This window comes from Streptomyces sp. NRRL F-2580 (assembly GCF_000720115.1).
Taxonomy (GTDB): Bacteria; Actinomycetota; Actinomycetes; order Streptomycetales; family Streptomycetaceae; genus Streptomyces.
In genome coordinates this window covers 93652-110213 of the sequence record NZ_JOIR01000010.1, presented here as the reverse complement: position 1 = coordinate 110213, position 16562 = coordinate 93652, and the positions used below count along the sequence as shown (strand labels likewise).

The following is a 16562-nucleotide window of genomic DNA, read 5'->3' as shown; positions in this document are numbered from 1 at the left end:
CGCGTCGAAAGCGAGGCAGCACCCCATGCCCCAGCAGAGCCCCCTCGATCTCCCCGAGGGCGACCCGTTCGGGCCGCACAACCTCCCGTACGGCGTCTTCTCGACCTCCGCCGAGGACCGCCGCCGCATCGGTGTGCGGATCGGCGGGCACGTGCTCGACGCGGGGGCGGCCGCCGCCGCGCTCGGTTCCCCGTACGCCGGGCTGCTCGGGCGGTCCTCCCTCAACCCGCTGCTGGCCGCCGGGCGCACCACCTGGCGCGACGTGCGCCGCGCGCTCACCGCCTGGGTGACCGACCCCGGCCACCGGGTCACGGTCGAGGCGCACCTGCTGCCGCTCGACGAGGTCACGCTGCACCTGCCGTACGAGGTCGCCGACTACGTCGACTTCTACGCGAGCGAGCACCACGCCACCAACGTCGGCCGGATCTTCCGCCCCGACGGCGACGCGCTCACGCCCAACTGGAAGCACCTGCCGATCGGTTACCACGGCCGCTCCGGCACGATCGTGGTCTCCGGAACCGACGTCGTACGCCCCTCCGGGCAGCGCAAGGCACCCACCGACCCGGCGCCCGTCTTCGGCCCGTCCGTCAAGCTCGACATCGAGGCGGAGGTCGGCTTCGTCGTCGGCGCCCCCTCCGAGCTGGGCCGCCCGGTGCCGCTGGCCGACTTCGAGGACCACGTCTTCGGGCTGTTCCTGCTCAACGACTGGTCCGCGCGCGACATCCAGGCCTGGGAGTACGTGCCGCTGGGCCCCTTCCTCGGCAAGTCCTTCGCCACCTCCGTCTCCGCGTGGGTCACCCCGCTGGAGGCCCTGGACGCGGCCCGCGTCGCCCCGCCCGCCCGGGACTTCCCGCTCCTGCCCTACCTGGACGACGCCGAGCTCGACCGCCCCGGCGGCTTCGACCTGCGCATCACCGTCTCCATCAACGGGCAGGAGGTGGCGCGGCCGCCGTTCGCGTCGATGTACTGGACCGCCGCCCAGCAGCTCGCGCACATGACCGTCAACGGCGCCTCCCTGCGCACCGGCGACGTGTACGGCTCCGGCACCGTCAGCGGCCCCGAGACCGGCCAGCGCGGCTCGCTGCTGGAGCTGACCTGGAACGGCCGGGACGCGATCGAGCTCGCCGACGGCAAGCGCACCTTCCTGGAGGACGGGGACACCGTCACCCTCACCGCCTGGGCCCCCGGCCCGGACGGTACGCGCGTCGGCCTCGGCGAGGTCACCGGCCGCATCGTGGGACAGCGCTAGTCCACCCCTCGGTCGGCGGGGTGGCGGATCTTTCCGACGCCCCGCCGAAACCGCAGCTCAGAGCCTTGCGAATGCGCCCTCAGGTGGCGCAACACTGCGGCAACACCACCGTCCCCGGGCCCCCGGTACGTTCCCTGCCATGCCAGCCGAACGCACCGCCACGCACACCGTCCCGGTCGCCGCCGCGCGCCGCCGGCGGCTGCGCGCGGACCAGGCGCGACAGCTCGCCGACCTGCTCCGCCACCAGATCCTGGCGGGCGGCTACCCCGGTGGGGTCCTCCCCCTGGAGAGCACCCTCGCCGCCGACTACGGCGCCGGCCGCAACACCGTCCGCCAGGCCCTCGACCTGCTGCGCGGCGAGCAGCTGGTGGAGCGCCGGCCGGGCGTCGGCACCGTCGTCGTCTGCGAGAAGTACCCGCACGGCCTGGACCGCCTGCAGGGTCTGGCCGAGACCCTGCACGAGCACGGCCGGGTCACCAACGAGGTCCGCAACGTCGGGCCCGTGCGCGCCCCCGCCCCCGTCGCCGGACGCCTCGGCCTGCCCGAACACGCCGACGTGCTCTACATCGAACGGCTGCGGCGCCTGAACGGACTGCCGCTCTCCCTCGACCTCACCTACGTACCGATGGACATCGGCGCCGAACTGCTGGGCTGCGACCTGGAGAACACGGACGTCTTCCGGCTCCTGGAACAGCTGACCCGGCAGCCGCTCGGCCACGCCGAGATCACCCTTGAGGCCGTCAACGCCGACGCGCACTCCGCCGCCGTCCTGCATGCCCCGCGCGGGGCCGCCGTCCTGATGCTGGAACGACTCACCCACCTGCGCGACGGCCGGCCCGTGGACCTGGAGTTCATCCGCTTCCGCGGCGACCGCATCACCATGAGCGGCCTGCTGCGCCGCTCCCTCTGAACCCCTGCCACACCCCCTTCCCTGGAGACAGCCATGCCTCTGGTCCCCCAGCGCGGCGACGTGCCCGTGACCATCGACGAGTCCCTGTGCATCGACGGCTGCACCCTCTGCGTCGACATGTGTCCGCTCGACTCGCTCGCGATCCGCGAGGACAACGGCAAGGCCTACATGCACGTGGACGAGTGCTGGTACTGCGGCCCGTGCGCCGCCCGCTGTCCCACCGGCGCGGTCACCGTCAACATGCCCTATCTGCTCCGGTGAAAGGCCCCAACCCCATGCGTACGAAGGCCCTCGCGCCCGCGCTCGTCCTGCTGCTCGCCCCCCTCGCCACGGCCTGCGGCGGCGACGCCTCCGGGGCGTCCGGCTCCAGGACGGTCACCGTGACCGTCGGCTACCAGTCCAAGACCATCAACACCGTCACCGCCGGCACCCTGCTGCGCTCCCTCGGCTACTTCGAGCAGGAACTCGCCGCGCGCGGCAAGCAGGACGGCGTCACGTACAAGGTGGACTGGCAGGACTACGCCACCGGCGCCCCGATCACCGCCCAGATGACCGCCGGGAAGATCGACATCGGCTCGATGGGTGATTTCCCGCTCCTCATCAACGCGGCGCGCGGCAAGGAACTCAAGCAGCCCACCCACCTCGTCTCCGTGACCGGCTACAACCTGCGCGGCGGCCTCAACACCGTCGTCACCGCGCCGGATTCGAAGCTCGGATCCCTCGCCGACCTGCGCGGCAAGAAGGTGTCGACCAGCGTGGGCTCCGCCGCCGACGGGACCCTCGTACGGGCCCTGCAGCGCGCCGGGATCGACCCGGAGAGCGGGATCCAGAAGCTCAACCAGCAGCCCAGCGTGGGAGCTTCGGCCCTCCAGGCGGGCAGCGCGGACGCGCTGTCGCAGTTCGTGGCGTGGCCGGGGCAGCTGGCGTACGAGGGCAGGGCGAAGGCCTTGTACGACGGCGCCGAGCTGAACCTGCCGACCTTCCACGGGGTCACCGTGCGCGAGAAGTTCGCGAAGGAGCGGCCGGGCGTACTGGACGACTTCCTGAAGGCGCAGCGCAAGGCCACCGACCACCTGCGCGCGGAGCCGGTGGCGGCCGCCGAGTCGGTGGCGAAGGAGACGGGCCTGCCGGCGGAGGTCGTGTACCTCTACAACGGCGCGAACGGCATCGCCACCTTCGACCCCGCCCTGCGCCCCGAGCTGATCGACGCCCTGAAGCAGGACGTGCCGGTGCTACAGGCGGGCAAGCTGGTCGGCGACGTGGACGTGGACTCCTTCGTGGACCCCGAGCCCCTGAGGCGGGCGGCGGCCGGCGCGCCGGAGTACCCGAAGGCGGCGGCCCCCCAGTCCGAGCTGTGGCTGAAGGGCCAGAGCCGCACGCAGTCCTTCGACTCCCCGCGCGAGCTGCTGAAGGCGGCGCGCGGCGCGGACGTCCGGGCGGCGTACGTGCCGGACGCCGTGACCGGCACGCTGTGGTTCGCGGACAAGGCGGTGTGGGTGGCCGAGGGGCCGGAGCTGCGCGCCTTCGTCACGCAGGCGGGCGCCACGGCGTACGTCGACCAGCACCGGGAATCCGGGGCGCGGATCCTGAGCTTCGCCGAGGCCGGGGCCCTGGCGTCATGACGGGCGGCCGCTGGCTGCTGCGGGCGGCTTCGCTCGCGGCGGCGCTCCTCCTGTGGCAGGGGCTGACCTCGCTCGACGTGAACCTGTGGCTGCGCTTCGAGCAGTTCCCGACGGTGGGGGAGATCGCCTCGACGTTCGCGGAGCGGGCCCGGACCCCGGGCTACTGGCAGGACCTGGCTTCCAGCCTGCGCCGGATCGTGACGGGCTTCGTGCTCGCCGCCGTCCTGGGCGTGGTGGTGGGCACGGCCGTCGCCCGGTCCCGGATCGCGGCCGACGTACTGGGCCCGCTGCTGGAGGTGCTGCGTCCGATCCCGGCCATCGCGCTGGTCCCGGTGGCGATCCTGATGTTCCCCTCCAACGAGCAGGGGATCGTCTTCATCACCTGCGCGGCCGCCTTCTTCCCGGTGCTGGTCTCGACGCGGCACGCGGTGCGGGCGCTGGCCCCGGTGTGGGAGGAGGCCGTCCTGACGATGGGCGGCGGGCGGGCGCGGGTGCTGTTCTCCGTGGTCCTGCCGGGGGCCCTGCCGGGCATCTTCGGGGGCCTGTCGGTCGGCATCGGCGTCTCGTGGATCTGCGTGATCTCGGCCGAGATGATCTCCGGCGAGTACGGGGTCGGCTACCGCACCTGGCAGGACTACACGGTGGTCGATTACCCGGGCGTCTTCGTCGGCATGGTCACCATCGGCGCGCTGGGCTGGCTGACCTCCACGGCCGTGGAACGCGCGGGCCGCCGCCTGACGTCCTGGCTCCCCCGCGCCGCCGTGTCCTCGTCCCCCGCCACCCCGCCTCGGCCCCGCCCCTCTGTTCAGCCCGCGCGGCGTTCGAGCGCACCGGCCCCGCAGGGCACGACCACCGGAGGGACGCAGAAGTGACCACCCTGACCACCCGGAAACCCGACGCCGCCCAAAGGCCCGGCGCCACCCTCGCCCTGCGCGGGGTACGGCTCGGCCACCGCGGGCACGTGGTGCTCGACGGGGTCGACCTGACGGTCGAGGCCGGGGAAGTGCTGGCCGTCGTGGGCCCGTCCGGATGCGGGAAGTCGACGCTGCTGCGCACCCTGGCCGGCCTGCTGCCGCCGCTGGGCGGCACGGTCGAGCAGGACGGGCGGCCGCTGACCGGCCCGGCCGCCGACCGCGCCCTGGTCTTCCAGGACGACGCCCTGCTCCCCTGGCGCACGGTCCGCGCCAACGTCGAACTCCCCCTCGCCATCCGGCGCTCCCGCCGGCTGCCGCGCGCCGAGCGGCGGCGGGTCGCCGAGGAGTGGCTGGAGCGCGTCGGGCTCGGCGGCCACGCCCACCGGCTCCCGCACCAGCTCTCCGGCGGGCAGCGCCAGCGCGTGCAGCTGGCCCGCGCCCTCGCCGCGCGCCCGCGCGCCGTCCTGATGGACGAGCCCTTCGGGGCGCTCGACGCCCAGACCCGGGCCGAGATGCAGGACCTCCTCGTGGACGTCCTCGCCGGCACCGGCGCGAGCGTCGTCTTCGTCACCCACGACGTGGACGAGGCCCTGTTCGTCGGGGACCGCGTCGCCCTGCTCGGCACCGGCGAGGTGGTCTCCGTACCGCATCCCCGCGACCGCGAGCGCGCGCCGGCCCGTGCCGCCCTGCGGCAGCAGATCATCGACTCTCTCTGAAAGGCAGCACCGTGGACATCCCCGCGATCGGCGACGCCGAGGAACTCTCCTGCGACGTCCTCGTCATCGGCGGCGGCACCGCCGGCACGATGGCGGCGCTGACCGCCGCCGAGCACGGGGCCCGCGTCCTGCTGCTGGAGAAGGCCCACGTACGCCACTCCGGCGCGCTCGCCATGGGCATGGACGGCGTCAACAACGCCGTCGTCCCGGGCCGCGCCGAGCCCGACGACTACGTCGCCGAGATCACCCGCGCCAACGACGGCGTCGTCGACCAGTCCACGGTCCGCCAGACCGCCACCCGCGGGTTCGCGATGGTGCAGCGGCTGGAGTCGTACGGGGTGAAGTTCGAGAAGGACGAGCACGGCGAGTACGCGGTGCGCCAGGTCCACCGCTCGGGCTCGTACGTGCTGCCCATGCCCGAGGGCAAGGACGTCAAGAAGGTCCTCTACCGGCAGCTGCGGCGCCGCGAGATGCGGGAGCGGATCCGGATCGAGAACCGGGTGATGCCGGTGCGCGTCCTCACCTCGCCCGAGGACGGCCGGACGGTCGGCGCGGCCGCCTTCAACACCCGCACGGGCGCCTTCGTGACGGTGCGCGCGGGGGCGGTGATCCTGGCGACCGGCCCGTGCGGGCGCCTCGGACTGCCCGCCTCCGGGTACCTGTACGGGACGTACGAGAACCCGACCAACGCCGGGGACGGGTACGCGATGGCGTACCACGCGGGCGCGGCCCTCACCGGGATCGAGTGCTTCCAGATCAACCCGCTGATCAAGGACTACAACGGGCCGGCGTGCGCCTACGTGGCGAACCCCTTCGGCGGCTACCAGGTCAACCGGCACGGCGAGCGCTTCGTGGACTCCGACTACTGGTCGGGGCAGATGATGGCGGAGTTCGCGGCCGAACTCGCCTCGGACCGCGGCCCGGTGTACCTGAAGCTCAGCCACCTTCCCGAGGAGTCGGTGGCCTCGCTGGAGTCGATCCTGCACACCACCGAGCGCCCGACGCGCGGCACCTTCCACGCGGGCCGCGGCCACGACTACCGCACGCACGACATCGAGATGCACATCTCGGAGATCGGGCTGTGCGGGGGCCACTCGGCCTCGGGCGTCCGCGTCGACGACCACGCCCGCACCACGGTTCCGCGGCTGTACGCGGCCGGGGACCTGGCGTCGGTACCGCACAACTACATGATCGGGGCGTTCGTCTTCGGCGATCTGGCGGGCGCGGACGCGGCCCGGTACGCGGCGTACGAGGGCGAGTTGCCGGCCGGCCAGGTGGCGGCGGCCCACGAGCTGATCTACCGGCCGCTGCGCCATCCGGACGGGCCGCCGCAGCCGCAGGTGGAGTACAAGCTGCGGCGGTTCGTGAACGACTACGTCGCCCCGCCGAAGACGGGCGCGAAGCTCTCCCTCGCCGTGGCGGCCTTCGACCGGATGACCGGCGAGATCGCGGAGATGGGCGCGACCACGGCGCACGAGCTGATGCGGTGCGCGGAGGTGTCCTTCATCCGCGACTGCGCGGAGATGGCGGCCCGCTCCTCGCTGGCCCGTACGGAGTCCCGCTGGGGCCTCTACCACGAGCGGCTCGACCACCCGGAGCGCGACGACACCGGCTGGCTGCACCACCTCGACCTGCGCAAGTCGGCCTCGGGCGCGATGGAGTTCACGGCCCGGCCGGTGGAGCCGTACCTGGTGCCGGTGGACGGGTTCGCCCCGGCCGGCGGCCCCTCGCGGCACCTGGGCGAGGTCGCCCTGGTGCCGGTGGCCACGGCGGGGCGGGCGGAAGCACCACCGGCGCCCGGGGCCGGGCGGCCGTCGGACGCCGGGCCCGCGGGCGGGGAGGCCGGGCTCGTGGGGGCCCTGACTACGGAGGGGGCCGCCGGACCGGAGGACCCGCCCGCCGAGCCGGCCGGGAGCGCCTCGCCCCGGATCCTGGAACTGCTCGCCCTGGCGGAGGAGTCACCCGGCCTGGACCTCCTGGGCCCCTATCTCGACGACCCCGATCCCGCGGTCCGGGCGGCGGCCGTCGCCGCGCTCGGCGAGACCGTCCCCGCGGGGGCCGGGCCCGCCCTGGCCGCACGGCTCGCGGACACGGCCCCCGCCGTCCGGGCGGCCGCGGCGGCCGCGCTGCGCGAGCTGGTGGAGGTGCTGCCGGGCGGGCCGGAGCTGGCGGCCGGGCTGCGCACCGCGCTGGCCGTGCCCGACGCGGCGGTGCGCTCGGCCGCGCTCGAAGCCCTGCGGGCCCTGCGGTTGGGCGACGCCGGGCTGTACGCGGCCTCGCTGGCCGATGCCGACCCGGAGGTCCGCATCCACGCGGTGCGGGCCCTGGTCTCGGTGGACGCGGTCCCGGCGCTGGCCGCGGCCGCGGCGGATCCGGCCCGCGAGGTCCGGGTGGCGGTGGCCAAGGGGCTGGCCTCGGTGCACGCCCCGGCCCCGGCCCCGCTGGACCCGCTGCTGGGCGACCCGGATCCGCTGGTGCGGGGCGCCGCCCTGGCGGCGCTGGCCTCGGCCGGCTGCCCCGCAGGGTACGCCGGGAGGGCGGTGGCGGCCCTGGCGGACGCCGCCTGGCAGGTCCGGGCCGGGGCGGCCGCCGCGCTGTCGGCCGCCGCGCCCGGGGCGGCCGTACCGGCCCTGGCGGGGGCGCTGGCCGACGACAACGCCGATGTGCGCAAGGCCGCGGTCCTCGCCCTGCTGGCCCACCGGGACACCGCGGCGGCCCGGGCGGCGCTCGCCACGGCGGTCACGGACCCGGACGCGGACGTCCGCGCGTACGCCGGCCGCGCCTGAGGGCACGGTGGCCCCGTTCGGAGGCGCGCCGCGTGCGGCGGACCGGACGGGCCGGGATGGTGGACGGACGAACCGAAGCGGGAACCCGTACCCCGTACCCCCACCGCCAGGAGCCGCCGCCATGTCCGTACGCAGTCTGAAGACCGCCCTCACCTGTGCGGCCGCCCTGTCGCTCGGCCTGGCCGCCGTGGCTCCGGCGCACGGGGTCGAGGGGCCCGCCCCCGACCCGCGCGATGCCAAGGCCATGAAGGACATGGCGGTGGCCATCGCAGTGACGGCCAAGTACGTGGACGAGCGGGAGGCCCTCAAGGACGGGTACGTCCCGAAGGGCGAGTCCTGCATGACCAACCCGTTCGGGGTGGGCTCGATGGGCTACCACTACGTCAAGCAGGCCAACTGGGGCTCGATGGACCCGGCCAGGCCGACCGCGCTCCTCTACAGCACCGAGAAGGACCACAACGGCCGCCGCAAGCTGCAGACCGTGGAGTGGATGTACACCGACCGGGACCAGGACCTGAAGACCGCCGACGACCGTCCGAGCATGTTCGGGCTGCCCTTCGACGGCCCGATGCCGGGCCACTGGGCGGGCATGCCCAAGCACTACGACCTGCACATGTGGGCGTACAAGAAGAACCCGGCCGGCCGCTTCCACAACTGGAACCCGGCCCTCAAGTGCCCCGCGCATATGACTCACCCGTAGGGCGGCTTTTCGCGAGAACTCCGGCGATACGCTGAACGCACTCGCGAGACTCTGCCCCATGGGAGCACTGATGAGCGTCGAACCCGCAGCGCCGCCGCCTGAGCCGGAGCCGGGACCCCGCTGGCCCATCCCGCCTGCGGGTGGCTGGACAGCGGACGACCTGGACACGCTACCGAATCTGCCTCCGCACACGGAGCTGATCGACGGGAGCCTGGTCTTCGTGAGTCCGCAGAGCATCTTCCACGAGCGAGCGATCGACTTGTTCAAGTGGCAGTTGCGGTCGGCGGCCCCGGCCGACTTCGAGATCTTTCGCGAGTTCACGATCGACATCGACAAACGGAATCGGCCCGAGCCGGACGTGGTGGTCGTACGCACCGACGTCGTAGACGATCTGGAACAGACCCGGTTCCCTGCCGAGGCAGTGGTGCTGGCCATCGAGGTGGTCTCCCCCGACTCGGTCGGACGTGACCGCGAAACCAAGCCGTTGAAGTACGCCAGGGCCGGGATCGTCCACTTCTGGCGGGTCGAGAACAAGGACGGACGTGCTGTGGTCTACGTCTACGAGTTGGATCCCGCCACGGGCGCCTACGTCGCGACGGGGATCTTCCACGACCGGCTGAAGGTCTCTGTACCGTTCACCATCGATGTCGACCTCACGGCGATCACACCCCGGCACCGTCCGGAGAAGTAGCCCGTGCAACGGCGAAGGGCCCGGCTCCCCGAAGGGGGCCGGGCCCTGTCCGTACGGCGAACCGGTCAGCGGACGAACGTGCTCGCCTGCCCGGCCAGGTCCAGGAAGTACTGCGGAGCCACGCCCAGGACCACGGTGACCGCGACGCCCACCGCGATGGTGGTCATCGTCAGTGGCGAGGGGACCGCCACCGTCGGGCCGTCGGCCTTCGGCTCGCTGAAGAACATCAGGACGATCACCCGGATGTAGAAGAACGCGGCGATCGCGGACGAGAGGACACCGACCACGACCAGCGCGCCCGCGCCGCCCTCCGCCGCCGCCCGGAACACGGCGAACTTGCCCGTGAAGCCCGACGTCAGCGGGATGCCGGCGAAGGCCAGCAGGAACACCGCGAAGACGGCCGCCGTCAGCGGCGAACGCCGGCCCAGCCCCGCCCACTTGGACAGGTGCGTCGCCTCGCCGCCCGCGTCGCGCACCAGTGTGACCACCGCGAAGGCGCCGATCGTCACGAAGGAGTACGCGCCCAGGTAGAAGAGGACGGACTGGACGCCCTGCGCCGAGGTAGCGATCACACCGGCCAGGATGAAGCCCGCGTGCGCGATCGAGGAGTAGGCGAGGAGCCGCTTGACGTCGGTCTGGGTCACGGCGATGACCGCGCCCGCCAGCATCGTGACGATGGCGATCGCCCACATCACCGGCCGCCAGTCCCACCGCAGGCCCGGCAGCACCACGTACAGCAGCCGCAGCAGGGCGCCGAACGCGGCGACCTTCGTGGCGGCGGCCATGAAGCCGGTGACCGGGGTCGGGGCGCCCTGGTAGACGTCCGGGGTCCACATGTGGAACGGGACCGCGCCGACCTTGAAGAGCAGGCCCATGAGGATCAGCGCGCCGCCGATCAGCAGCAGCGCGTCATTGCCCATGGTGGAGGCCAGCGCCGGGTCGATCTTCGTGACCGTGCCGTCGACCACGTCGGCGATCACCGCGTACGAGACCGAGCCCGCGTACCCGTAGAGCAGCGCGATGCCGAAGAGGAGGAAGGCGGAGGAGAAGGCGCCCAGCAGGAAGTACTTCACCGCGGCCTCCTGCGACATCAGCCGCTGGCGGCGGGCGACGGCACAGAGCAGGTACAGCGGGAGGGAGAAGACCTCCAGCGCGACGAACAGCGTCAGCAGGTCGGTGGCCGCCGGGAAGATCAGCATCCCGGCGATCGCGAACAGGGCCAGCGGGAAGACCTCGGTGGTGGTGAAGCCCGCCTTGACGGCGGCCTTCTCGCTGTCGCTGCCCGGTACGGACGCCGCCTGGGCGGCGAAGGAGTCCACCCGGTTGCCGTGCGCGGCCGGGTCGAGGCGCCGCTCGGCGAAGGTGAAGATCGCGACGACCGAGGCCAGCAGGATGGTGCCCTGCAGGAACAGCGCCGGACCGTCGACGGCGACGGCGCCCATCGCGGCGATGTGGGCCTTCGTCGACCCGTACCCGCCGGCCGCGAGGCCGACGACCGCTGCGAAGGCCGAGGCCAGCGCCGCCACGGCGAGGAACACCTGCACGTAGTAACGGGACTTGCGGGGCACGAAGGCCTCCACGAGGATCCCGAGGACCGCCGCGCCCACCACGATCAGCGTGGGTGCGAGCTGTGCGTACTCGATGGTCGGTGCCGGGATCCGGTCGACCGGTGCCTCGGCCGCCAGTGTCCACAGGCTGTGGGCGGAAGTCACTGTGCTCACTTCGCCGCCTCCCCGTTCTTGGCCTCGACAGCCACCTCGGGCTTCGGGTCCGTCTGCTTCACGTCCGACATGGTGTGCTCCACCGCCGGGTTGACGATGTCGGTGAGCACCTTCGGGTAGACGCCCAGCCCGATCAGCAGCGCGATCAGCGGGGCGACCACCAGCAGCTCCCGCAGGCGCAGGTCCGGCATCGTGCGGACCTCCTCCTTCACGGGGCCGGTCATCGTGCGCTGGTAGAGCACCAGCGTGTAGAGCGCGGCGAGCACGATGCCGACGGTGGCGATGATGCCGACGACCGGGTACCGGGCGAACGTGCCGACCAGGACCAGGAACTCGCTGACGAAGGGCGCGAGGCCCGGCAGCGAGAGGGTGGCGAGGCCGCCGATCAGGAAGGTGCCGGCGAGGACCGGGGCCACCTTCTGGACGCCTCCGTAGTCGGCGATGAGCCGCGAGCCGCGCCGCGAGATCAGGAAGCCGGCCACCAGCATCAGCGCCGCCGTCGACAGGCCGTGGTTGACCATGTAGAGGGTGGCGCCGGACTGGCCTTGGGAGGTCATCGCGAAGATGCCCAGGATGATGAAGCCGAAGTGCGAGATCGAGGCGTAGGCGACCAGCCGCTTGATGTCCCGCTGACCGACCGCGACCAGCGCCCCGTAGACGATGCTGATCAGGGCCAGGACCAGGATCACCGGCGTGGCCCACTTGCTGGCGTCCGGGAAGAGCCCGAGACAGAAGCGGAGCATCGCGAAGGTGCCGACCTTGTCGACGACCGCGGTGATCAGGACGGCCACCGGGGCGGTGGACTCGCCCATCGCGTTCGGCAGCCAGGTGTGCAGCGGCCACAGCGGGGCCTTCACCGCGAAGGCGAAGAAGAAGCCGAGGAAGAGCAGCCGCTCGGTGTTGGTCGCCATGTCGAGCGTGCCCGCGGCGCGGGCGGCGGTGATCTCCTGGAGCGAGAAGTTCCCGGCGACCACGTACAGCCCGATGACGGCGGCCAGCATGATCAGGCCGCCGACCAGGTTGTAGAGGAGGAACTTGACCGCCGCGTACGAGCGCTGCGCGGCCGCGTTCTCGTCGGTACCGGAATGCGCCCGGTCCCCGAAGCCGCCGATGAGGAAGTACATCGGGATGAGCATGGCTTCGAAGAAGATGTAGAAGAGGAAGACGTCGGTGGCCTCGAAGGAGATGATCACCATCGCCTCGACCAGCAGGATCAGGGCGAAGAAGCCCTGGGTCGGCCGCCACCGGGAGCTCTTGGTCTCCAGGGGGTCGGCGTCGTGCCAGCCGGCCGCGATCACGAAGGGGATCAGGAGCGCGGTGAGCCCGATGAGGACCACCCCGATCCCGTCGACGCCCAGTTCGTAGCGGACGCCGAAGTCGGCGATCCAGGGGCGGGATTCGGTGAGCTGGTAGCGGTCGCCACCGGGGTCGAAGCGGACCGCGACGAGCACGGCCAGGGCCAGTGTCGCCAGCGAGAAGAACAGCGCGAGCCACTTGGCGGCAGTCCTGCGGGCGGCCGGGACGGCCGCCGTCAGGATCGCGCCGGCCGCGGGGACCGCGGCCGTCACCGTCAGAAGCGGGAAACTCATTTCACACCGCCCTCATCAGCAGGGTCGCGGCGATCAGGACCACCGTGCCCCCGAACATCGAGACCGCGTAGCTGCGGGCGTAGCCGTTCTGCAGCTTGCGGAGCCGGCCCGAGAGCCCGCCGACCGAGGCGGCCGTCCCGTTGACCACACCGTCGACCAGGCTGTGGTCGACGTACACGAGCGAGCGGGTCAGGTGCTCCCCGCCGCGCACCAGCACGACGTGGTTGAAGTCGTCCTGGTACAGGTCCCGGCGGGCCGCCCGGGTGAGGAGCGAGCCGCGCGGGGCGACGACCGGGACGGGCCGCCGGCCGTACATCGCCCAGGCGATGCCGACGCCGACGACCAGGACCACCATGGTCGAGGCGGTCACCGTCATGGCGCTGACCGGCGGGTTGCCGTGCTCGTAACCGGTGACGGGCTCCAGCCACTTGAGGAAGCGCTCGCCGATCTCGAAGAAGGCGCCGGCGAAGACCGAGCCGAAGGCCAGGATGACCATCGGGATGGTCATCGACTTCGGGGACTCGTGCGGGTGCGGCAGCTCGCCGGGGTGCACCTCGACGCCGGGCTCCACGCCCGGCGTCCTGTCCGGATCCGGCGCCGGCTGCCAGCGCTTCTCGCCGAAGAAGGTGAGGAGCATGACGCGGGTCATGTAGAACGCCGTGATGCCGGCGCCCAGCAGGGTCACGCCGCCGAGGATCCACCCCTCGGTGCCGCCCTTCGCGAAGGCGGCCTCGATGATCATGTCCTTGGAGAAGAAGCCGGACAGGCCCGGGAAGCCGATGATGGCCAGGTACCCGAGTCCGAAGGTGACGAAGGTGACCGGCATGTACTTCCGCAGGGCGCCGTACTTGCGCATGTCCACCTCGTCGTTCATCCCGTGCATCACGGAACCCGCGCCGAGGAAGAGGCCTGCCTTGAAGAAGCCGTGCGTCACGAGGTGCATGATGGCGAAGACGTAGCCGATCGGGCCGAGGCCGGCGGCGAGGATCATGTAGCCGATCTGCGACATCGTCGAGCCCGCCAGGGCCTTCTTGATGTCGTCCTTCGCGCAACCGACGATCGCACCGAAGAGCAGCGTGACCGCGCCCACGACGGTGACCACCAGCTGCGCGTCCGGCGCCCCGTTGAAGACGGCGCCCGAGCGGACGATCAGGTACACGCCCGCGGTCACCATGGTGGCGGCGTGGATCAGGGCCGAGACCGGGGTCGGGCCCTCCATCGCGTCACCGAGCCAGGACTGCAGCGGGACCTGCGCGGACTTGCCGCAGGCGGCCAGCAGCAGCATCAGGCCGATCGCGGTCAGGGTGCCCTCGGAGGTCTCGCCCACCGACGCGAGCACCGGCCCGAAGGTGAAGGTGCCGAAGGTGGTGAACATCAGCATGATCGCGATCGACAGGCCCATGTCGCCGACGCGGTTGACGAGGAAGGCCTTCTTCGCGGCGGTGGCCGCGCTGGGCTTGTGCTGCCAGAAGCCGATCAGGAGGTACGAGGCGAGGCCCACGCCCTCCCAGCCGAAGTACAGCAGCAGGTAGTTGTCGGCGAGGACCAGCAGCAGCATGGCCGCGACGAACAGGTTGAGGTAGCCGAAGAAGCGGCGGCGGCGCTCGTCGTGCTCCATGTACCCGATCGAGTACACGTGGATGAGCGTGCCCACCCCGGAGATCAGCAGGACGAACGTCATCGACAGCTGGTCCAGCTGGAAGGCCATGTCCGCCTGGAAGCCCTCGACGGGGACCCAGGTGTACAGGCGCTGGTGCAGGGTCCGGTCGTCGCCGCTGCGCGACAGCATGTCGGCGAAGAGGGCGGCGCCGATCCCGAAGGAGACGGCCGCGAGCAGGGTGCCGATCCAGTGACCGACCTTGTCGAGGCGCCGGCCGCCGCACAGCAGCACCACCGCTCCGAGCAGGGGCGCCGCGATCAGCAGCGCAATCAGGTTCTCCACAGCGACCCCTTACAGCTTCATCAGGCTGGCGTCGTCGACCGAGGCCGAGTGGCGGGTACGGAACAGCGACACGATGATCGCCAGGCCGACCACGACCTCCGCGGCGGCGACGACCATCGTGAAGAACGCGATGATCTGGCCGTCGAGGTTGCCGTGCATCCGCGAGAAGGCGACGAAGGCGAGGTTGCAGGCGTTGAGCATCAGCTCGACGCACATGAACAGCACGATCGCGTTCCTGCGGATCAGCACGCCGGTCGCGCCGATGGTGAACAGCAGGGCCGCCAGGTACAGGTAGTTGACCGGATTCACTTGGATGCCTCCTCGCGGCCGAGGCGCTCCGCCGACGCCTGCTCCAGCGCCTTCAGGTCGTTCAGCGCCTCGCTCGACACGTCACGGATCTGGCCGCGGGCGCGCAGCGTCTTGCTGACCGTCAGCTCGGACGGGGTGCCGTCCGGCAGCAGACCGGCCACGTCCACCGCGTTGTGCCGGGCGTAGACGCCGGGCGCGGGCAGCGGCGGGAGCTGCACGCCCTCGCGGACGCGCTTCTCGGCCAGCTCGCGCTGGGTGGCGGCCCGTTCGGTGCGCTCGCGGTGGGTGAGCACCATCGCGCCGACGGCCGCGGTGATCAGCAGCGCGCCGGTGATCTCGAAGGCGAAGACGTACTTGGTGAAGATCAGCTGTGCCAGGCCCTCGACGTGTCCGGCGGAGTTGATCCGGCCGAGTCCGTTGAAGTGGGTGAGCTTGGCGTTGCCGATGCCGGCGATCAGCAGGATGCCGAAGCCCAGCCCGCACAGGGCGGCCAGCCAGCGCTGCCCCTTGATGGTCTCCTTCAGGGAGTCGGCGGCGGTGACGCCGACGAGCATGACCACGAAGAGGAAGAGCATCATGATCGCGCCGGTGTAGACGATGACCTGGACGACGCCCAGGAAGTACGCCCCGTTGGCGAGGTAGAAGACCGCCAGGATGATCATCGTCCCGGCCAGGCTGAGGGCGCTGTGCACGGCCTTCTTCATCAGGATCGTGGCCAGGGCGCCGATGACGGCGACCGTGCCGAGGACCCAGAACTGCACGGCCTCGCCGGTGGAGGTGAGGCTTGCCGCGGTGGTGCTCACGCCTGCGCCTCCTCGGCCTTGGACGCCTGGACCGGCTCGTCCACGGGCTTCTCGCCCTTGGTGACCGCGACCTGGCGGACCGTGCCGGGGGCGGCCCCCGTCACCTGCCCGCGGTAGTAGTCGGTGTCCTCCGTGCCGGGGTACATCGCGTGCGGAGCCTCGACCATGCCCTCGGTGAGGCCGGCGAGCAGCTGCTCCTTGGTGTAGATGAGCGACTCACGGCTGACGTCGGCCAGTTCGAACTCGTTCGTCATGGTCAGGGCCCGGGTCGGGCACGCCTCGACGCACAGCCCGCACAGGATGCAGCGGGCGTAGTTGATCTGGTAGACGGCGCCGTACCGCTCGCCCGGGGAGTAGCGCTCCTCCTCGGTGTTGTCCGCGCCCTCCACGTAGATCGCGTCGGCGGGACAGGCCCAGGCGCACAGCTCACACCCGATGCACTTCTCCAGACCGTCGGGGTGCCGGTTGAGCTGATGCCGTCCGTGGAAGCGCGGGGCGGTCGTCTTCTGCTGCTCCGGGTACTGCTCGGTGAGGCGCTTCTTGAACATGGCCTTGAAGGTCACGCCGAAGCCCGCCACCGGGTTCTGCCACTTGTCGTCGTCGGACATCT

At 71.8% G+C, this 16562-nt stretch carries 15 protein-coding genes; 9 read left to right on the top strand and 6 right to left on the bottom strand.

Features of this window, described 5'->3' with window-relative positions; all coding sequences use genetic code 11:
- Positions 1-25: 25 nt before the first annotated feature.
- From fahA to IF88_RS0112215, 9 genes are all read left to right on the top strand, one after another.
- A complete protein-coding gene (fahA, locus tag IF88_RS0112255; RefSeq protein ID WP_030710224.1) occupies positions 26-1249 on the top strand; it encodes a fumarylacetoacetase in 1224 nt (407 codons plus the stop codon).
- Positions 1250-1388: 139 nt separating this feature from the next.
- Complete coding sequence (locus IF88_RS0112250) at positions 1389-2159, top strand: GntR family transcriptional regulator (protein ID WP_030710223.1); 771 nt, start codon at positions 1389-1391, stop codon at positions 2157-2159.
- 33 nt (positions 2160-2192) lie between these two features.
- Complete coding sequence (locus IF88_RS0112245) at positions 2193-2420, top strand: 4Fe-4S dicluster domain-containing protein (protein ID WP_030710222.1); 228 nt, start codon at positions 2193-2195, stop codon at positions 2418-2420.
- A 14-nt stretch (positions 2421-2434) separates the two neighbouring features.
- Positions 2435-3781, top strand: a complete 1347-nt coding sequence (locus IF88_RS0112240) for an ABC transporter substrate-binding protein (protein WP_030710221.1) — start codon at positions 2435-2437, stop codon at positions 3779-3781.
- Entirely contained in the window at positions 3778-4653 is an 876-nt protein-coding gene (locus tag IF88_RS0112235; RefSeq protein WP_030710219.1) for an ABC transporter permease, read from the top strand. Before IF88_RS0112240 ends, IF88_RS0112235 begins: the two co-directional genes overlap by 4 nt.
- A gap of 5 nt (positions 4654-4658) precedes the next feature.
- Positions 4659-5411, top strand: a complete 753-nt coding sequence (locus IF88_RS0112230) for an ATP-binding cassette domain-containing protein (RefSeq protein ID WP_030710217.1) — start codon at positions 4659-4661, stop codon at positions 5409-5411.
- A gap of 11 nt (positions 5412-5422) precedes the next feature.
- Complete coding sequence (locus IF88_RS0112225) at positions 5423-8197, top strand: fumarate reductase/succinate dehydrogenase flavoprotein subunit (protein WP_030710215.1); 2775 nt, start codon at positions 5423-5425, stop codon at positions 8195-8197.
- A gap of 121 nt (positions 8198-8318) precedes the next feature.
- Positions 8319-8897, top strand: coding sequence for a hypothetical protein (locus tag IF88_RS0112220; protein WP_037805783.1), 579 nt, complete (start codon positions 8319-8321; stop codon positions 8895-8897).
- A 70-nt stretch (positions 8898-8967) separates the two neighbouring features.
- Positions 8968-9588, top strand: a complete 621-nt coding sequence (locus tag IF88_RS0112215) for a Uma2 family endonuclease (protein ID WP_030710212.1) — start codon at positions 8968-8970, stop codon at positions 9586-9588.
- A gap of 65 nt (positions 9589-9653) precedes the next feature.
- Here the strand turns inward: IF88_RS0112215 and nuoN are convergent, their stop codons facing one another.
- Genes nuoN through nuoI form a run of 6 tightly spaced genes read right to left on the bottom strand, consistent with a single transcriptional unit; the run spans position 9654 to position 16560 of the window.
- On the bottom strand, positions 9654-11300 hold the full coding sequence (nuoN, locus tag IF88_RS0112210) for an NADH-quinone oxidoreductase subunit NuoN (RefSeq protein ID WP_030710197.1): 1647 nt from the start codon (positions 11298-11300) through the stop codon (positions 9654-9656).
- 5 nt (positions 11301-11305) lie between these two features.
- Positions 11306-12898, bottom strand: a complete 1593-nt coding sequence (locus IF88_RS0112205; RefSeq protein WP_030710196.1) for an NADH-quinone oxidoreductase subunit M — start codon at positions 12896-12898, stop codon at positions 11306-11308.
- Position 12899: 1 nt separating this feature from the next.
- Positions 12900-14840 carry an NADH-quinone oxidoreductase subunit L gene (gene nuoL / locus IF88_RS0112200; RefSeq protein ID WP_030710195.1) on the bottom strand — a complete coding sequence of 647 codons (1941 nt, stop codon included), beginning with the start codon at positions 14838-14840 and terminating at the stop codon, positions 12900-12902.
- A gap of 9 nt (positions 14841-14849) precedes the next feature.
- On the bottom strand, positions 14850-15149 hold the full coding sequence (nuoK, locus tag IF88_RS0112195; protein ID WP_030027720.1) for an NADH-quinone oxidoreductase subunit NuoK: 300 nt from the start codon (positions 15147-15149) through the stop codon (positions 14850-14852).
- Positions 15146-15952 carry an NADH-quinone oxidoreductase subunit J gene (locus tag IF88_RS0112190; protein ID WP_030710194.1) on the bottom strand — a complete coding sequence of 269 codons (807 nt, stop codon included), beginning with the start codon at positions 15950-15952 and terminating at the stop codon, positions 15146-15148. The genes nuoK and IF88_RS0112190 overlap by 4 nt, the downstream gene beginning before the upstream one ends.
- The gene (nuoI, locus tag IF88_RS0112185; protein WP_030710193.1) at positions 15949-16560 is read right to left on the bottom strand and encodes an NADH-quinone oxidoreductase subunit NuoI; all 612 of its coding nucleotides are present in this window, start codon (positions 16558-16560) and stop codon (positions 15949-15951) included. Before nuoI ends, IF88_RS0112190 begins: the two co-directional genes overlap by 4 nt.
- Positions 16561-16562 lie beyond the last annotated feature (2 nt).

Coding starts and splice junctions, on each gene's coding strand:
- fahA (WP_030710224.1), top strand. CDS start 26: ATGCCCCAGCAGAGCCCCCTCGATCTCCCCGAGGGCGACCCGTTCGGG.
- IF88_RS0112250 (WP_030710223.1), top strand. CDS start 1,389: ATGCCAGCCGAACGCACCGCCACGCACACCGTCCCGGTCGCCGCCGCG.
- IF88_RS0112245 (WP_030710222.1), top strand. CDS start 2,193: ATGCCTCTGGTCCCCCAGCGCGGCGACGTGCCCGTGACCATCGACGAG.
- IF88_RS0112240 (WP_030710221.1), top strand. CDS start 2,435: ATGCGTACGAAGGCCCTCGCGCCCGCGCTCGTCCTGCTGCTCGCCCCC.
- IF88_RS0112235 (WP_030710219.1), top strand. CDS start 3,778: ATGACGGGCGGCCGCTGGCTGCTGCGGGCGGCTTCGCTCGCGGCGGCG.
- IF88_RS0112220 (WP_037805783.1), top strand. CDS start 8,319: ATGTCCGTACGCAGTCTGAAGACCGCCCTCACCTGTGCGGCCGCCCTG.
- IF88_RS0112215 (WP_030710212.1), top strand. CDS start 8,968: ATGAGCGTCGAACCCGCAGCGCCGCCGCCTGAGCCGGAGCCGGGACCC.
- IF88_RS0112205 (WP_030710196.1), bottom strand. CDS start 12,898: ATGAGTTTCCCGCTTCTGACGGTGACGGCCGCGGTCCCCGCGGCCGGC.
- nuoI (WP_030710193.1), bottom strand. CDS start 16,560: ATGTCCGACGACGACAAGTGGCAGAACCCGGTGGCGGGCTTCGGCGTG.